This window comes from Bacillus marinisedimentorum, assembly GCF_001644195.2.
Lineage (GTDB): Bacteria > Bacillota > Bacilli > Bacillales > Bacillaceae_O > Bacillus_BL > Bacillus_BL marinisedimentorum.
On sequence record NZ_LWBL02000015.1, the window covers coordinates 85,192 to 99,497 of the forward strand.

15 protein-coding genes are annotated in these 14,306 nt (G+C 44.7%); 11 read left to right on the top strand and 4 right to left on the bottom strand.

Going from position 1 to position 14,306, the window contains the following annotated elements; genetic code table 11:
- Positions 1-159: 159 nt before the first annotated feature.
- Positions 160-969, bottom strand: a complete 810-nt coding sequence (locus A4U59_RS04555; protein WP_070120096.1) for a MerR family transcriptional regulator — start codon at positions 967-969, stop codon at positions 160-162.
- A gap of 87 nt (positions 970-1,056) precedes the next feature.
- Between A4U59_RS04555 and A4U59_RS04560 the strand changes: the two genes are divergently transcribed.
- On the top strand, positions 1,057-1,263 hold the full coding sequence (locus A4U59_RS04560) for a hypothetical protein (protein ID WP_070120098.1): 207 nt from the start codon (positions 1,057-1,059) through the stop codon (positions 1,261-1,263).
- 109 nt (positions 1,264-1,372) lie between these two features.
- Here A4U59_RS04560 and A4U59_RS04565 read toward each other — a convergent pair whose 3' ends face one another.
- Positions 1,373-2,542, bottom strand: coding sequence for a TraB/GumN family protein (locus A4U59_RS04565; protein ID WP_070120100.1), 1,170 nt, complete (start codon positions 2,540-2,542; stop codon positions 1,373-1,375).
- A 353-nt stretch (positions 2,543-2,895) separates the two neighbouring features.
- Here A4U59_RS04565 and ypfJ point away from each other — a divergent pair, with 353 nt between their 5' ends.
- From ypfJ to A4U59_RS04585, 5 genes are all read left to right on the top strand, one after another.
- A complete protein-coding gene (gene ypfJ, locus A4U59_RS04570; RefSeq protein ID WP_070120102.1) occupies positions 2,896-3,750 on the top strand; it encodes a KPN_02809 family neutral zinc metallopeptidase in 855 nt (284 codons plus the stop codon).
- A gap of 77 nt (positions 3,751-3,827) precedes the next feature.
- Positions 3,828-3,965, top strand: a complete 138-nt coding sequence (locus A4U59_RS21280) for a hypothetical protein (RefSeq protein ID WP_157888135.1) — start codon at positions 3,828-3,830, stop codon at positions 3,963-3,965.
- A 289-nt stretch (positions 3,966-4,254) separates the two neighbouring features.
- Positions 4,255-4,785 carry a flavodoxin family protein gene (locus A4U59_RS04575; protein WP_070120104.1) on the top strand — a complete coding sequence of 177 codons (531 nt, stop codon included), beginning with the start codon at positions 4,255-4,257 and terminating at the stop codon, positions 4,783-4,785.
- Positions 4,786-4,923: 138 nt separating this feature from the next.
- Positions 4,924-5,145 (top strand): hypothetical protein, encoded by a 222-nt coding sequence (locus A4U59_RS04580; protein ID WP_070120106.1) that lies wholly within the window; start codon positions 4,924-4,926, stop codon positions 5,143-5,145.
- A 212-nt stretch (positions 5,146-5,357) separates the two neighbouring features.
- A complete protein-coding gene (locus tag A4U59_RS04585) occupies positions 5,358-5,717 on the top strand; it encodes a KGG domain-containing protein (protein WP_070120108.1) in 360 nt (119 codons plus the stop codon).
- A 464-nt stretch (positions 5,718-6,181) separates the two neighbouring features.
- Here the strand turns inward: A4U59_RS04585 and A4U59_RS04590 are convergent, their stop codons facing one another.
- The gene (locus tag A4U59_RS04590) at positions 6,182-7,651 is read right to left on the bottom strand and encodes a phospholipase D family protein (protein ID WP_070120154.1); all 1,470 of its coding nucleotides are present in this window, start codon (positions 7,649-7,651) and stop codon (positions 6,182-6,184) included.
- Positions 7,652-7,757: 106 nt separating this feature from the next.
- A complete protein-coding gene (locus A4U59_RS04595) occupies positions 7,758-9,161 on the bottom strand; it encodes an NAD-dependent malic enzyme (RefSeq protein ID WP_070120110.1) in 1,404 nt (467 codons plus the stop codon).
- Positions 9,162-9,422: 261 nt separating this feature from the next.
- On the opposite strand from A4U59_RS04595, the gene A4U59_RS04600 reads away from it, so the two are divergent.
- From A4U59_RS04600 to A4U59_RS04620, 5 genes are all read left to right on the top strand, one after another.
- The gene (locus tag A4U59_RS04600) at positions 9,423-9,893 is read left to right on the top strand and encodes an HAD family hydrolase (RefSeq protein ID WP_070120112.1); all 471 of its coding nucleotides are present in this window, start codon (positions 9,423-9,425) and stop codon (positions 9,891-9,893) included.
- 430 nt (positions 9,894-10,323) lie between these two features.
- The gene (locus A4U59_RS04605; protein ID WP_070120114.1) at positions 10,324-11,367 is read left to right on the top strand and encodes a P-loop NTPase family protein; all 1,044 of its coding nucleotides are present in this window, start codon (positions 10,324-10,326) and stop codon (positions 11,365-11,367) included.
- Positions 11,368-11,781: 414 nt separating this feature from the next.
- On the top strand, positions 11,782-12,969 hold the full coding sequence (locus A4U59_RS04610; protein WP_070120116.1) for a ParM/StbA family protein: 1,188 nt from the start codon (positions 11,782-11,784) through the stop codon (positions 12,967-12,969).
- A gap of 9 nt (positions 12,970-12,978) precedes the next feature.
- On the top strand, positions 12,979-13,587 hold the full coding sequence (locus A4U59_RS04615) for a hypothetical protein (RefSeq protein ID WP_070120118.1): 609 nt from the start codon (positions 12,979-12,981) through the stop codon (positions 13,585-13,587).
- A gap of 197 nt (positions 13,588-13,784) precedes the next feature.
- Positions 13,785-14,243 (top strand): threonine/serine exporter family protein, encoded by a 459-nt coding sequence (locus A4U59_RS04620; protein ID WP_083270657.1) that lies wholly within the window; start codon positions 13,785-13,787, stop codon positions 14,241-14,243.
- The last annotated feature ends 63 nt before the right edge of the window (positions 14,244-14,306 follow it).

The following is a 14,306-nucleotide window of genomic DNA, read 5'->3' on the forward strand; positions in this document are numbered from 1 at the left end:
ACTGTTCTGGTTTAACACCGAAAAATGTGCTGGTCCAATACGAGCTGTCAAGACCTGCATGAGACGGTTGAAAAGGCTCAATGGTCCATCTGCGCAAGCACGCGGGTTTGATGCGTTTACATCAATAATCAGCATTAATCGGGACCGGAAAACGATACCCTACTTTTTGATGGGAATCTGAATTTCTGTCAGCCATTCCTCTTCTTTTTCTTTATTCCATATTCCATCAATAAAGCTTTCGCGCGGACTCCCCGCTATTTCGTAGCCGTTATCTTCCATCCATTTCATGAGGCGGGCGTACCCTTCGCCAATGGAAGCGTAGCTCCCTTTATGGTAGGTGCAAGCGGCAGTCACTGGCGCTATTTTTTTGAATGAGAGCATACTTGTGTCTTTCTTCATTTCGGTAACAGCTTCGCAGATTTCCACATCAATATTGGATTCACGGTACTCCCCGTCATGATAAATGTTAAAGCAATATGCCGGTGAAGCCGTTTTACAACCCAGCCTTTTCATTTCTGGCGCCATTTCATTCGGTACGACAGAAAAGAGTGCGTTGTAGTCTGGAATCCGTTTCCTCATGGAAGCTGCCGTCACTTCGGGAATTTCTTTGATCGTTACATCTAAATTCGTCATGTCCATCTCTCCTTCAGCATGTTTTAAAATGCTTTGAATCTTAGCGAGCCTCTCCCGTTCAATCTTGATTCGCTTCAAAGCTTCACGTTCTTTTTCCAGTAGAATATCTTCTGCCTGCATTTCCCCATCCAATACCTGCTTCATTTCCTTCAATGTAAATCCCAGCTGTTTCATGCTCATGATTTTGTTCATTTGCACCAGCTGGTCAGTGGAGTAGTATCTGTATCCTGTGAAATCATCGACGCGTGCGGGCTTAAGCAGGCCGATATCATCATAATGCCTTAACGTTTTGACCGTCACCTTATTCATTTTTGAAAACATCCCGATGCTGATCATTGAATCACCTGCCGGCAAGTTATTTTTAAGACTGTCGACTGTCTATGGATTTATTGTAATCTCTCCTCCAACAGGAGGGTCAATAGCATGTTTGGAAATAATTTAAGCGGATGCGGCTGGGTTTATCCTGCCCAACCTGTGTATGTCCAAGTAAATCATAGGGAAAAAAGAGTTATTTTGGGATCTATTGCTTTTGACCGGCTTCATCACTATTATCCGGATATAAAGAAAATTCACCGATTGGCGAGCTTTTGGGCTAAGGCAGAACTCAGCAGCCCTTATCTTTATTCTTAAAATTGGCCACTGCGTCAAACTGCCAATTTATATGAAAAAAAGAACTCGATCGACGAGTTCTTTTTTGTATCTTATATTACCTTTTTAAAATTGTAATGATTAGGCGTTCTTACAAAACGTTTTCAATAAACATCCGGATAACGTCTGCCCCGCCGATAAATGTGCCGAGTGAACTGCCGAGGTTTGTCAGAATGATGATCAGCAGGATCCGGCTCACTTTATTGGCCCAGAAACCTTTTACCGTAAAGACATCTTCTGACAGGCTTTCAAAGTCCGCAACGCTCGGACGGCGGATATAGGCCTGGACAAATCCCGCAAACCATCCTGCGGCAAGGAGCGGATTCAACGAACTGACCGGTGCTGCAATGAAGGCGGTCAAGATGGCAAGAGGATGGCCGAAAGCAGCAGCAGCTCCGATTGCGGAAAGGGTGCCGTTCCAGAGAATCCAACTTATTGTCTGGTTCACCCCCGTGGCCGGGCTCGTCATAAACGTATAAACGATGATGCCGATAATCAGGAGCGGGATAGACCAGCCGATGATTTTAGGCACATTCGATTTTGGCGGAATCTTGGACAGTTCCTTCAAATCATGGTCGTTGTGAATTTCTTTTGTTATACCGGGTGCATGGGCGGCACCGACAACAGCGACTATTTTCTTCCCGGGCGCATGTTTGATTTTTTCAGCCAGATATTGGTCGCGTTCATCGATCAGCGGGCGTTTCAGTTCCGGGAAAGAGGCGGTGAATTCCTTCAGCATTGAATCGAGCATATCTTCGGACTTCATCTTTTCCATTTCTTCCTCGGAAATGCTCTCTTTATCGAAAATACTGTAAAAAATGGTCATCATCAGGCGTGCTTTCCCCCAGAATCCGACACCACGCCAGATACGGGCAAATGTTGTCTGGATATTTCGGTCGGCAAGAACGAGCTCGGCGCCTGTTTCTTTTGCTGATTCAATGCCCTGGATCATTTCCTGTCCCGGCTTGATCCCCATCTGCTTCGCCATACGTTTTTGAAAAGAAGAGATGAGCAGATTCATGAAGAGCAGGGTGGCTTTCTTTTCCTTTATCACCTGGAATATGTCCATATCCTTCCATTTCTTCTGGTTTGTGATTGACTCATAGCGCTGTGCATCCAGTTCGACACATACAGAGTCGGGCTGCTCCGCTTCAATGACTTCCTTCACTTGATCGGCACTTTGCTTCGATACATGGGCAGTGCGGATGAGAATAATCTCTTTCTCCTCTATATTCAAACGTGTGATTGCTTCTTCCGGCATAAACGACCTTCCTTTTGTAAAAGTAATTAAGAATCAATTTTATCCTATAAGAACAAATTTACACCACAATTCCATAAAGAGCCAGTATGCATTTAAATAACCAGTTCCGTTTTCGTGGAGAAACATACAGAATAGATGCAGAAAAACAGCAATTAGAAACGGATAAGCTCAAGAATAGCCTATTAATATGTTTCATGGAATGTTTTAAGCCACTAAAGTACGAGTTGTTGATTTGTTCCTAAGTCAACTGAACCTATTGGAGATTAAATCAACATTTTTTTGGAGATAAAAAGGCCGTTCACGGGTATAGACAGTTATCGAGACATTTATCCGAAGAGTAGGAGGAATCTGGTTTGAAATGGAAAGGAAGAAAAGGCAGTTCGAATGTTGAGGACCGGAGAGGCAAGGGGGGGCCGATTGCAATCGGCGGCGGTGTCGGCGGAATCGTCATCTTAGTTGTCGTCATGCTGCTCGGCGGCGACCCTGGTGCATTGCTCAATAACATGACACAAGTCGGTAATGAGTCCTCTGCCCCTTATGAAGAAACAGCGCAGGAAGAAGAACTCTCACAATTCGTTTCAGTCGTGCTGGCCGATACCGAAGAGGTGTGGAGTGAAATATTCCGGGAAAACGGAATGACATATGAAGAACCGACCCTTGTCCTGTACAATGACAGCGTTCAGTCGGCCTGCGGCACGGCGAGTTCTGCTGTGGGACCTTTTTATTGTCCCGGCGACCAGAAGCTGTATATTGATTTGAGTTTTTATAATGACTTGAAGCAAAAATTCAATGCGCCTGGTGATTTCGCGATGGCCTACGTAATCGCGCATGAAGTCGGGCATCATGTTCAGACTTTGCTCGGCACGACAAATGAAGTCATGCCGCTCCGCCAGCAAATGAGCGAAACAAAATTCAATAAATACCTCGTCAGGTTTGAACTTCAGGCAGATTACTATGCCGGTGTATGGGCCCATCATGCTCGGGAAATGGACCTTCTCGAACAGGGCGACCTTGAAGAAGCTGTAAACGCAGCAAGTGCAGTCGGCGATGATGCCATCCAAAAACGGACACAGGGCCAGGTTGTCCCGGACAGCTTTACGCACGGCACCTCACAACAGCGGATGAAGTGGTTCAAGAAAGGGTTTGACGAAGGTACGATCGAGGGTGGCAACACATTTGAGGCCGCCGGGTTAAACATCGGAAGATAAATCATCTGCTCTCTTAAAGCTGAATAGAAACAGGATATGGTGAAAAAGTATGAAAAAGAAGTCAGCGGGGTGAAAGGATGGAAAAGGAGAAAGAGACCGTCTGCAATGAAGAGCAGGACCGGCTGAACCACTATCTCATTGATATGGTGACGAAAGTGATTGTGGAAGAGCAGGAAGAACAGATGAAAGAAGAACTTGAAGAAGGCGGGAAATAGAATGTTCAGCAATCAATAGCAAACCGTCAGCAGCGGGTTCTGTTTTCGAGTACAATCCAGCAAAATACACAGCAATTAACAAGTCCAATTTGCAACTGAATTGGACTTATCGTTTTATTTAAAACGGGTACTTTGATTGCTGACTATCAGCTGCTGTTGCTTTCTTTTTTGCGCACATTTAAAAGTTTGGGAACGATGGGCAGGGAATGGCGTTTTTCATACCGAATGTATTCCGGGCATACTTGTGTTGGGTCCAGCAGTTAAATAGGATAAAAAAGGGAGTGCGGCAATGTTCGTCATATATGGAAGTTCGAGGGAGAAGAGCAACTCAGAGCAGCTGGCAAAAATCATGATCGATGGATTGGAAACTGAAGAAGTGCATTTACGTGATAAAAACATACAGCCAATTACAGATATGAGGCATGATCCGCAGGGATTTTCCAATGTGGGGGATGATTATTATGAAATCCTGCACCGGATGCTCTCCCATGAAAAAATAGTATTTGTCACACCGCTTTACTGGTACGGAATGAGCGGGCTGATGAAGAACTTCATTGACCGTTTTAGTGAGACATTGCGGGATTCCACTGTGAATTTCCGGGAGCAAATGAAGAAGAAAAAAATGTATGTCGTCATTGTAGGCGGTGATAACCCGAAGCTGAAGGCTTTACCGCTCGTGATGCAGTTCACCCACATTTTTGACTTTTTCGGCGCTTCGTTTGAAGGATATCTCATCGGAAAAGCAAGAACCCCTGGTGAAATCCTTGAGGACAAAGAGGCGGTCGCCATGGCAAAGAGATTTAACAGCGGCCTTTTATAAAGGGGCATGGAAAGATAGATGGAGATCTGAACCGGCACTGCATGAATTTATTCGTGAAAACTCAAGCAAGACGGTCTCGTATATGTCGGTGATACGTAAGGCTATGTATATGTGCTCGACGCAAATGAGGGAACACTCGTGAATAAAAGGAAGGGTGACGGCCCGCCTGCACCGGGCGGACCGGTCATCATCAACGAAACCCTATTTTCCGGAAGTCAGGACAGTAACGTTTATGCGATTCCGCTGGCTGACTTGAAGTGGGAAAAATTGAAAAAGAATTGGCCAGGGTCCGGAAGGAGGATCCTGGTTTTTGTTTTTTATTTTAAAATCATTTTTTTCTCACTTGATGGAAAACTTTAAATAACATTTGGTTTTGGGTTCCAGGTGGAAATAAGCCTATTGAGACTCGGCTGACGAAGGTTTTACGGTATCTGCATTACTATTAAGCGGCCAAGCAAACTCCTGGTAAAAACAGGATAGTTTATCTATACAAAATGTTTAACGTCTCCCTGCACCGGTTATTGTACATATACAAGTCAATAAACATTCTTATCCAAAGGAGGACGAGAATCATGGCTAAGAACAATAAAGAGAACAAAAATATGACAGTAAACGAAGCAGGCCGCATGGGCGGTGAAAAGACTTCCGAAACACATGACAAAGAATTCTACCAGGAAATCGGCCAAAAAGGCGGCGAAATGGGCGGCCAAAAAGGCGGAGAAGCAACCTCTGAAAAATACGGAGAAGAATTTTACGAGGAAATCGGCAAGAAGGGCGGCGAAGCCACTTCTCAAAGCCATGACAAGGAATTTTACCAGGAAATCGGTAAAAAAGGCGGAGAAACAACTTCCAATAAATATGGTGATGATTTCTACGAGGAAATCGGAGAAAAAGGCGGCAACGCCCGTGCCAATAACAATAAAAACTCCTAATAAAGCGATTGAAGCCAATCCGGATAAGCCGGATTGGCTTTTTGGATTGTGAAATTATGAAATGTAAGCGTTGTGGATAAAAAGCCAGGAGGGAAGCGTCCAGCACCAGGCACGAGCGGCTATCGTCATAAACGGTGGTCCCCTCCGGGAGGAAAGAGCACCTCCTGCGGGAACCCCCGCTTATGCGTACGCCGCTAAGCGGGCGCCTTGCGCATTTGTTCTGTATTAGGGAGCAAGATATGACAGTAAGGAAGTATTTCGGCCCAAGCAGCCAATTTTAATTTGATAATGCAGATCAAGCCAACAGTCTTATGCTGGTGAACGAGCTTTATTAAAATAATTGCCGGAATATTTGTGTCTAAGCACGGCTGTGTTTTTTGAGAAAATTTAACTCAACACGCATCAACTGTAACGGTCTTCACGATGGAGATGAGCGCACCCTATTTTGAGAGTTAATTTTCCGTTTAATAAGTAGTAAACTGGGTTACTTTCTGCAGAAGATAAAAAATGTATTTAACCGGGGTCAGTTTGTCCTGATATGTTCCGTATTCGACTGTGTACGTTCCATCCGTGTTGTTCCAGATTCTATCAAAATAGCCTTCGACATCCTTGAAAAATTGGAAGCTGTCCATTCCATACACAGCAATGTCCGCCTCGGCATTATAATTGTCGAGGTTGCGGGAGGTGAAATTGCTGGATCCCCCGATTACAAACCGTTCTTTTCCGTCTTCGATATACAGCATTTTTGCATGATACTGTTCTTTATTTGTGTCATACCATCGGATGCTGATATTTTCATAGCCCGCTGTTTGGAGTTCAGCTGCAACAGGAAGATTGGGCAGGCCGATTTTTTGCTGTCCGAAGGCATTTTGGTTCGGATCAAGGACAAGCCGGATGTCAGCTCCCCGGGCGGCCGCACCGTGGAGCGCATGAATGATGTCGCGGTCAGCCAGGTAGAACATCCCCAGCCATATCACAGCATCTTTGCCAGCATTATCAAGTTCCTGCAGGGCTAAATCGCTCACTTTCTGCTCGGTGACATACCGGATTCGGGCTGTTTCTTCCTTCTGTCTTTTTCCATTCGTGGAGGAAAAGGAGAGATCCGTTTCCGGGAATCGCTGCAAGTCGCCGCCTGAAAAAGCCGCAATTGCTTTTTCACTTGCAATCATGTCATTCAGGATTGGGCCGGTAACCTTATAACCGACATTGGAATGAAATCCGCTTGCATCATGGGGATTTGCTGACAAAATCAACCCGGCATCTTCCGTGATGACAACTTTCCGATGATTGGCTTTAACGTTCAGTAGCGTTAAATACGACCGTAATGTGATGTTAGGCGCGGTGGAACCAAATGGATTCGGAAGCCACCCATTTCCTTTTTCCCCTAACCAGGAAAAGCCTGTCCGCCAAATCGCACTGTATAAATGGTTTGGGTCGCGGAGCTCACTGAGGTCCGTATAAATGATTTCAGCACCGCGCTCTTCCAGAGCAGCCAGGTGACCAGCCTGATGGGAATTGTAGCTTGAATTGATTTCATCGCTGATGAATATGACATTCAATGATGGATGTTTTTTCATTTGTTTTTCGATCGCATGCCGGAGGTCTCCGCTTATGGACGGATAATCCCGGTCGCCGTTGGAATAGTCATTGAATAGAAAAAAGTCCAAAATGAGGAATTCTTCAGCTTCCGCTATCGTCCGGTTGACTTCATTGAAAATAGATTGATCATACACCTCTTTTCCGTCTCTCTCATATGTGAGATCATATAAGAATTGAAGGTCGTCCTCTTGTATCTCGTACAGTGGACTGGCATAAGACATACCAGCGGGCAGAGGTTTTTGCCTGTGGTAAAGCGTAACACTCGATATAACAAGAAATACGATTATAAAAGCGATCGTCCTTTTTTTTCTGTACCATTTCTTCCTGTTTTCCATTGGCTTTCTCCCGTCAAAAAAAATATAAAAAAGGCCCGGCCTGTTTGCTGAAAACACGGCTGGACCCGCGTTTTATTGTTAAAACGCTATGCTTTAAAAGTTCCCCTTACTTCTTTTCCCTCCTGGCAACTCCAGTATCATACGCAGCTTCCATTACCGCTTCTCTGATGTTCGCAACCACTTTTTCATTGAACACTCCAGGAATAATGTAATCACTGTTCAGTTCATCGGGGGAAATCGTTGAAGCAATCGCCTGTGCGGCGGCAAGCTTCATCTCTTCGTTAATGTCTGTAGCACGCGCATCGAGAACACCGCGGAAAAGGCCGGGAAAGCAAAGGACATTGTTTACCTGGTTCGGATAATCGGAACGGCCGGTTGCCATGACTTTCACATGCGGCCTGGCCTTTTCAGGCGAAATCTCGGGGTTCGGATTTGCCAGAGCAAAAACAATCGGATCATCTGCCATATTTTTTACATCTGCCTCATTGAGCACATTCGGTACAGATACACCGATGAATGCATCAGCATTTTTGATAATATCGGAAAGTGGCCCTTTTTCATTATTCGGGTTCGTGTTTTCCGCATACCAGTTCCACATCGCATTTTCATACGTCTCATCCTTTGTCAGCGCACCATTGCGGTCCACGCCGATAATATTGACAGCTCCGGCTTTCAATAGCATTTTCGTAATCGAGATACCGGCAGCGCCAATCCCGTTCACGATGATTTTGCAGTCCTCGATATCTTTTCCGGCAACCTTAAGAGCGTTCAGCAAACCGGCAAGAGCGACTATCGCCGTGCCATGCTGATCATCATGGAAGACAGGGATATTAAGCTCTTTCTTTAATCGTTCTTCAATTTCAAAACATTTCGGTGAAGCGATATCCTCCAGGTTAATGCCGCCAAAACCTGGACTGATCGCTTTGACATGCGCGATGATTTCTTCTGTGTCTTCACTGTTCAGGCAAATGGGATATGCATCCACATTGGCAAACTGCTTGAACAGCATCGCTTTTCCTTCCATTACCGGCATCGCCGCTTCCGGCTTGATATTGCCGAGTCCCAAAACAGCCGAACCATCTGAAACAACGGCAACCGAGTTTTTCTTGATTGTTAATTTATTTGAAAGCTCAGGGTTATCTTCAATTGCGAGACATACCCTGGCCACTTCAGGTGTATATACCTGAGACAGTTCCTCGCGGTTATCGATGGACATTTTGGAATTCACATTTATTTTGCCGCCAAGGTGAACAAGGAAGGTGCGGTCTGAAACATGCTTGACCGTGACGCCGTCAAGTGCGTTCAACGTTTTCACGAGCCGGTCTTCCTGATCTTCTCCCGCTATATTGACAGTGATATCACGTATCGTTTTCTGCGGGCTTTCCTTAATGACATCAATTGCGACCATATCACCGCCTTTATCGGCAATGACTGTCGCAATTTCCCCGAAAGAAGTGCGCTGCTTGTCAATATCCAGGCGTACTATAAGGGTCATATTCGTTCGAGCCATTCAACCACTCCTTCAAATAAAAATACCTGCCCTATAATTTCCCTTTAACAGGACGGATTACACACCTAATTAGTGGAAGAAGGCATTTTCTGGTCCAGGTTTTCTGCCGTAATAAATAAAGGTAGGAAAAGCCTGTCGGTCAAAATCAGAAAAAAACTAACAGACATTCATGCTTAAGGAAATACATTTTTCAACTCTGGTATATTTGCTTTAGAATAAAGAAAGACAGGATAAATTTAGCGAGCCGGAAGGAGAAGTTTCATGGTAACACTGAATATCCCGGGTAGAGAAGAACTGGTTTTACACCATCTAGTGTTGGATTTCAACGGGACAATTGCTCACGATGGAATGCTTGTTGAAGGTCTGAAGGAAAGGTTGGAAGCATTAAGCAAAAAACTTTCGGTCCATGTCATTACGGCAGACACAAACGGCACAGCCAGAGAGCAATGCAGAGATTTGCCTGTATCCATTTACATTATCGGTAAAACGGATCAGGAGCTTGGCAAGAGAGCGTTTGTAACCGAATTGGGAGCTGAAGGGGTAGTATGTGCAGGGAACGGATCAAACGATAAGGAGATGTTTTCAGTGGCAGCACTTGCCATCGCTGTCACCGGTAGAGAAGGATGTGCCATCCCGACATTGCTGCAAAGCAATATTGCTGTAAACAGTATTTTGGACGGACTTGACTTACTTATTCATAAGCATCGCCTTATTGCAACATTAAGGAAATAATAAGAAAAAGAGGTGTACACCCTTGAGTCGTTTCAAGGGTGTTTTTCGTTGAGGTACAAAACAGGGGGTGCAAGGAGCGGGGGACGTACGGGGTTATTTTTTATAAAGAACACGGGATGTATAATTATTCATTTTTATTTCCCGGCAGTTGTTCACATACGGCTCTTTTCCCACTATATTTGCTATTTTATCGGTTACACCATTCCCTCGTTTTTAAAGATACATGACTCCTGAGGGAACAGCGGCTCAGTTAAGTCACAAAGGAGCGTCATCAATAAAGAAAGATTACTGCCCGCTCCGCTGAAATAGTTCACCCTTTTAGAACAATCACATCACAGTTTGAAAAACAAAATAATTTTTACTTTATAACGTAATTATATTTACTTTTAAGAGTAAACTGGTGTATGCTGGATAACGAGGAGGGAAGAAAATGGATACCTTAAGACTTAATGTCAATTTATTGCGTGAGCGTGTCCCGAATTTAACGACTGCAGCACGGGCAGTAGGGCTGCGGCCTGCAACGGTTTCCAATCTGACTACAGGCAAAACGCCGATCGGGAGGGCAGAAGTACGCACACTTGCTGCACTTGCCTCCCTTGCAGAATGCAGTCTTGATGAATTAATTATTAGAGGGGAGTCTTTTACGATGCTTGAAACCGGTATTAAAGTGGTTGATTTGTTTTCTCCGATTGTTGAGGGAGGGACAGCCGGCCTGGTGGCCAGGCCCGGAATGGGACAGATTGTGGTACTTGCGGAAATTCTTCATGTCATGAGAAAAGAAGGGTACACAACTTTATTGTTAAGGCCTGAGGGCAAGTATCCGGATCTTGACGATATTGCCGGAGAAGTGGATGTGAGTTGTGAAAAGATCGATGAAGTGTTTGAAGCTGTCAAGAAAGCAGGGGACTCAAAGGGGGTCATATTTGCTGCCGACCGCTCACATGTTATAACGAATGAAACTTTCCTGCTGCAGGAGCGGCTTGGTGAAGCGGATATTAACTATGTAACGACCTTTCTTCTGGACCTTAAAGGGGAGGCGGTAGACGAAGAATTGCCTTACGGCCCGCTAGAGACGCTTCTCCAGTTTGACGCAGATCTTGCTTCACGCCAAATATTCCCAGCTTTGAATCCGCTTCTTTCTACCTCTGTCTTATTAGAGGGCGGTGAAACCGACAAGCAGCATTTCTTGCTGCAGCAACGGGCTCGCAAGGTATTGCGCCGTTATCGGGAACTCCGTTTTTTCACGACCTCGAGAGGAGTGGATACGATTCCTACGGCTGAAGCTGAAACCTATAAACGGGGCGAACGGCTCGAAGCATATTTGTCACAGCCTTTTTACACCGCAGCGGAATTCACCGGCCAGCCAGGTATTTCTGTCCCGCTTAAGGCTGTTCTGAATGACGTAAATAGAATACTTGACGGTACAGCAGACGACAGGTCTCCTGAAGAAATGAAATATATCGGTTCATTTTGATTTCTTTATACTCTTTTTTTCACGTTTCGACGGCTTTTTTTGCAGCATTCCAGATTTCTTTATATCGATTTAATTCCAGCCCTGATTCTTTCGGGGCTGTTTTTTTATAAGAAAAAGGATTAATTTTTCCTTGTATACAATATTGATTACATGTATACTTGATGTAATCTTTATGTGTACAATTACGTTTACTTGTATACATATATGTACGCATATTGGTTCAAAGGTATGTATACAAATTTTGTATACAAGTTTTCGTTTTTATATACTTGTATACAGTGCGGAATTGTTTGTAAACATATTTGATTACAACTATCGTCTTATTTAGTGTTTTAAAAAATTTTCACCGTGACAAAACATGCCAAATCAACGAAACTTATAAGTAACCCCAATAAAGAAAGGAAAGATGAATAGATGGCAGATTCAAGAATAGCGGCAATTGATGTAGGCAATGATGCGGTAAAAGCGTTGTTCGGCAAATTGGAGTCTGAACTTTACATACCTAATGTGATTGCAAGAGATATTGAGGACCGTCCTGTTATCGGCATCGAAGATCTTGATGAAAAAGATCCTATTGATAATATCCATATAAAGGTCCACTCCCCTGCCCTTAAGGAGAACAATGCCATTTACCGTGTCGGCAACCTGGCAACAAAAAGTTCAAATTCAACAGAACTTGATCCAGGAAGCAGCAAATCCGAGGAAGATCAGACACTTGTAATGCTTTTCGCAACCCTTGCACTTGACGCTGTAAGAGAAGAAGGCGGAAAAGGCTCCAGCAGTTCAAATAAAGTGTTTGACGCCAACTATACACTCGGAACCGGGCTGCCGCTCAGAGAAGTGAAAGAAGGAAAGGATGTGGGATACCGTTCCCAGCTCCTGGGCTCTGTCCATCAGGTCGAATTTCTTGTCACACCCCGCTACCAGGGCTTGAAGGTGAATATTAAGTTTGATGAAGTGAAAGTATATCCGGAAGGTTTTGCCGCATTTGTAAACCTTGTGATGGATAATGAACTGAATATCATTAATAAAGATTTGATTGATAAGCGTATCTTGATTCAGGACATCGGCGGCCTGTCAACGGATATAGCCGTCATCCGCAACCGGAATGTCGATGATGACAAAGCTCAGGGTTTCAATCTTGGCGTATCAGAATCACTTGAAGCCATCCGTGAAGAAATCCGGACAAGGCATGGTGTTGAACTTGACAGCAGACGTGATGTTGTCGATATCATCACACGTAAAAATGACCGAAATCATATCATGGTGAAAGGCAGCCGGACAAGCGTTCATGATATTACTGACCGCATCCTTCTTGAACTTGCCAAGAAGGAATACCGATTCCTGCGCAATGTATGGCAGAAAAATTCACAGACAGAGATTTGTTATTTTGTCGGCGGTGGTGCGAGCGTCCTGAAAGATTATCTGAAGACGCTTAACAATAACCTCGACGGATATAATATTGAATTTTTCGAGGACGAAAAGGAAAGCGTATGGATGATGGCAAATGCATACTACAAGCTGATTTCCGATTTTATCCGGAAGAACAGCAAGCTCAAACAAAAAAAGGATGAAAACCAGAAGGCCTCTTCATCCAAATAGGGTGATGACATGAGTCAAAAAGGGAAGAGTGTGGAAAGGGGCCAGGCAATAACTTTCCGGGTCCCTTCCGATACACCCGACTATCTTTTAAAACAGCTGTCAAAGCTGAAAGAAAAAGAAAAACGAAATTTTTCCAGCAAAGTCGCAGAATTTGTTCTGAAAGGCGTTGGCGAGGATCTGGCTAAAGACAGGGAGACGATAACAATCCCTATGCCCCGCCAGCTAACGAAATCGCAGCGCAGCTGGCTGAAGCACGAGCATTCAGAGGCGCTGCTCGGAACGATTCTCTATCAGCTGCTAGCCGACCCAGTACGGGCAACAGCCCTTCTTACGTCGCTAAACAGCAGCACGATTGATATCGAGGAAGCATTGGACCTCCAGGAAAAATTGCCGGCATCTTTCGATAGAGTAGAACCAGGTGAAAAAGGCTACGAGCAGGAAACAGGACAGGACGAAGACAGCAGTGAATTTAATGATGATCTCGATGACCTCGAATCATTTGATATGGAGAAAGCGATGAATGATCTCCAGGAATCGAGGTCTGCACAGGACGAAGATGAAGGTGATGAGGAAGAGGATGACCTGCTGGGCGGCTTCTTAACTAAAATGAATAAATGAACAGAAACGGTCCGGCTGCGGGGCCGTTTTTTGTATGCAGCTTTGCGGTCCTTTTTATTTATTTTGTTCAAGTTGCTGCCGTCTTAATTATTCTAGTTGTACACTGGAATCTGGAGCGGTATAGGTTAAAGAGCACTTCCCGGGCTTTTTACAACACTTTAAAGAAAGAATGGCGATTGGTATGAATCAGCAAAATCATGCCGTGTGACACCATTGACGTTTGTCTCCTTGCGGGTAAAATCATGCTTGAAACCGGGGCGGAAACATACCGAGTTGAAGATACGATGCGCCGGATCGCAGGGCACTTTGGCATAGCGGATACCCACAGTTACTTAACTCCGACTGGCATTTTCTTTTCGATCGGAAGCAAGATTCCCACCCAATTGATCAGAATCTCTGAACGTTCGACAGACCTGGAGAACGTGTCGAAAGTCAACGATATTTCCCGGAAAATAACGAGCGGAATCTTCACCGTGAATGAAGCATTCCCGGAATTGCGCCGTGTAGAAATGTCCCGGCAGGGGTACGGAATGGTTACCCGGATTGCAGCAGCAGCGGTTGCCAGCGGATGCTTTGCCAACATGTTTCAGGCTGGGTGGCAAGATTTTTTATCTTCCATCACAGCAGGTGGAGCCTTTATGTCCATCGGCTTGTAGAAATGAAATCATTGCTGAATTCATTGGCTCCGCTATGATCGGACTTCTTCATCCTTTCAGGAA

What these genes read in the sequence shown, in the direction of transcription:
- A4U59_RS04605 (WP_070120114.1), top strand. Translation starts at nt 10,324, where the DNA reads ATGGATACCTTAAGACTTAATGTCAATTTATTGCGTGAGCGTGTCCCG.
- A4U59_RS04555 (WP_070120096.1), bottom strand. Translation starts at nt 969, where the DNA reads ATGATCAGCATCGGGATGTTTTCAAAAATGAATAAGGTGACGGTCAAA.
- A4U59_RS04575 (WP_070120104.1), top strand. Translation starts at nt 4,255, where the DNA reads ATGTTCGTCATATATGGAAGTTCGAGGGAGAAGAGCAACTCAGAGCAG.
- A4U59_RS04565 (WP_070120100.1), bottom strand. Translation starts at nt 2,542, where the DNA reads ATGCCGGAAGAAGCAATCACACGTTTGAATATAGAGGAGAAAGAGATT.
- A4U59_RS04585 (WP_070120108.1), top strand. Translation starts at nt 5,358, where the DNA reads ATGGCTAAGAACAATAAAGAGAACAAAAATATGACAGTAAACGAAGCA.
- A4U59_RS04560 (WP_070120098.1), top strand. Translation starts at nt 1,057, where the DNA reads ATGTTTGGAAATAATTTAAGCGGATGCGGCTGGGTTTATCCTGCCCAA.
- A4U59_RS04590 (WP_070120154.1), bottom strand. Translation starts at nt 7,651, where the DNA reads ATGGAAAACAGGAAGAAATGGTACAGAAAAAAAAGGACGATCGCTTTT.
- A4U59_RS04615 (WP_070120118.1), top strand. Translation starts at nt 12,979, where the DNA reads ATGAGTCAAAAAGGGAAGAGTGTGGAAAGGGGCCAGGCAATAACTTTC.
- A4U59_RS04620 (WP_083270657.1), top strand. Translation starts at nt 13,785, where the DNA reads ATGCCGTGTGACACCATTGACGTTTGTCTCCTTGCGGGTAAAATCATG.
- A4U59_RS04610 (WP_070120116.1), top strand. Translation starts at nt 11,782, where the DNA reads ATGGCAGATTCAAGAATAGCGGCAATTGATGTAGGCAATGATGCGGTA.
- A4U59_RS04595 (WP_070120110.1), bottom strand. Translation starts at nt 9,161, where the DNA reads ATGGCTCGAACGAATATGACCCTTATAGTACGCCTGGATATTGACAAG.
- A4U59_RS21280 (WP_157888135.1), top strand. Translation starts at nt 3,828, where the DNA reads ATGGAAAAGGAGAAAGAGACCGTCTGCAATGAAGAGCAGGACCGGCTG.
- A4U59_RS04600 (WP_070120112.1), top strand. Translation starts at nt 9,423, where the DNA reads ATGGTAACACTGAATATCCCGGGTAGAGAAGAACTGGTTTTACACCAT.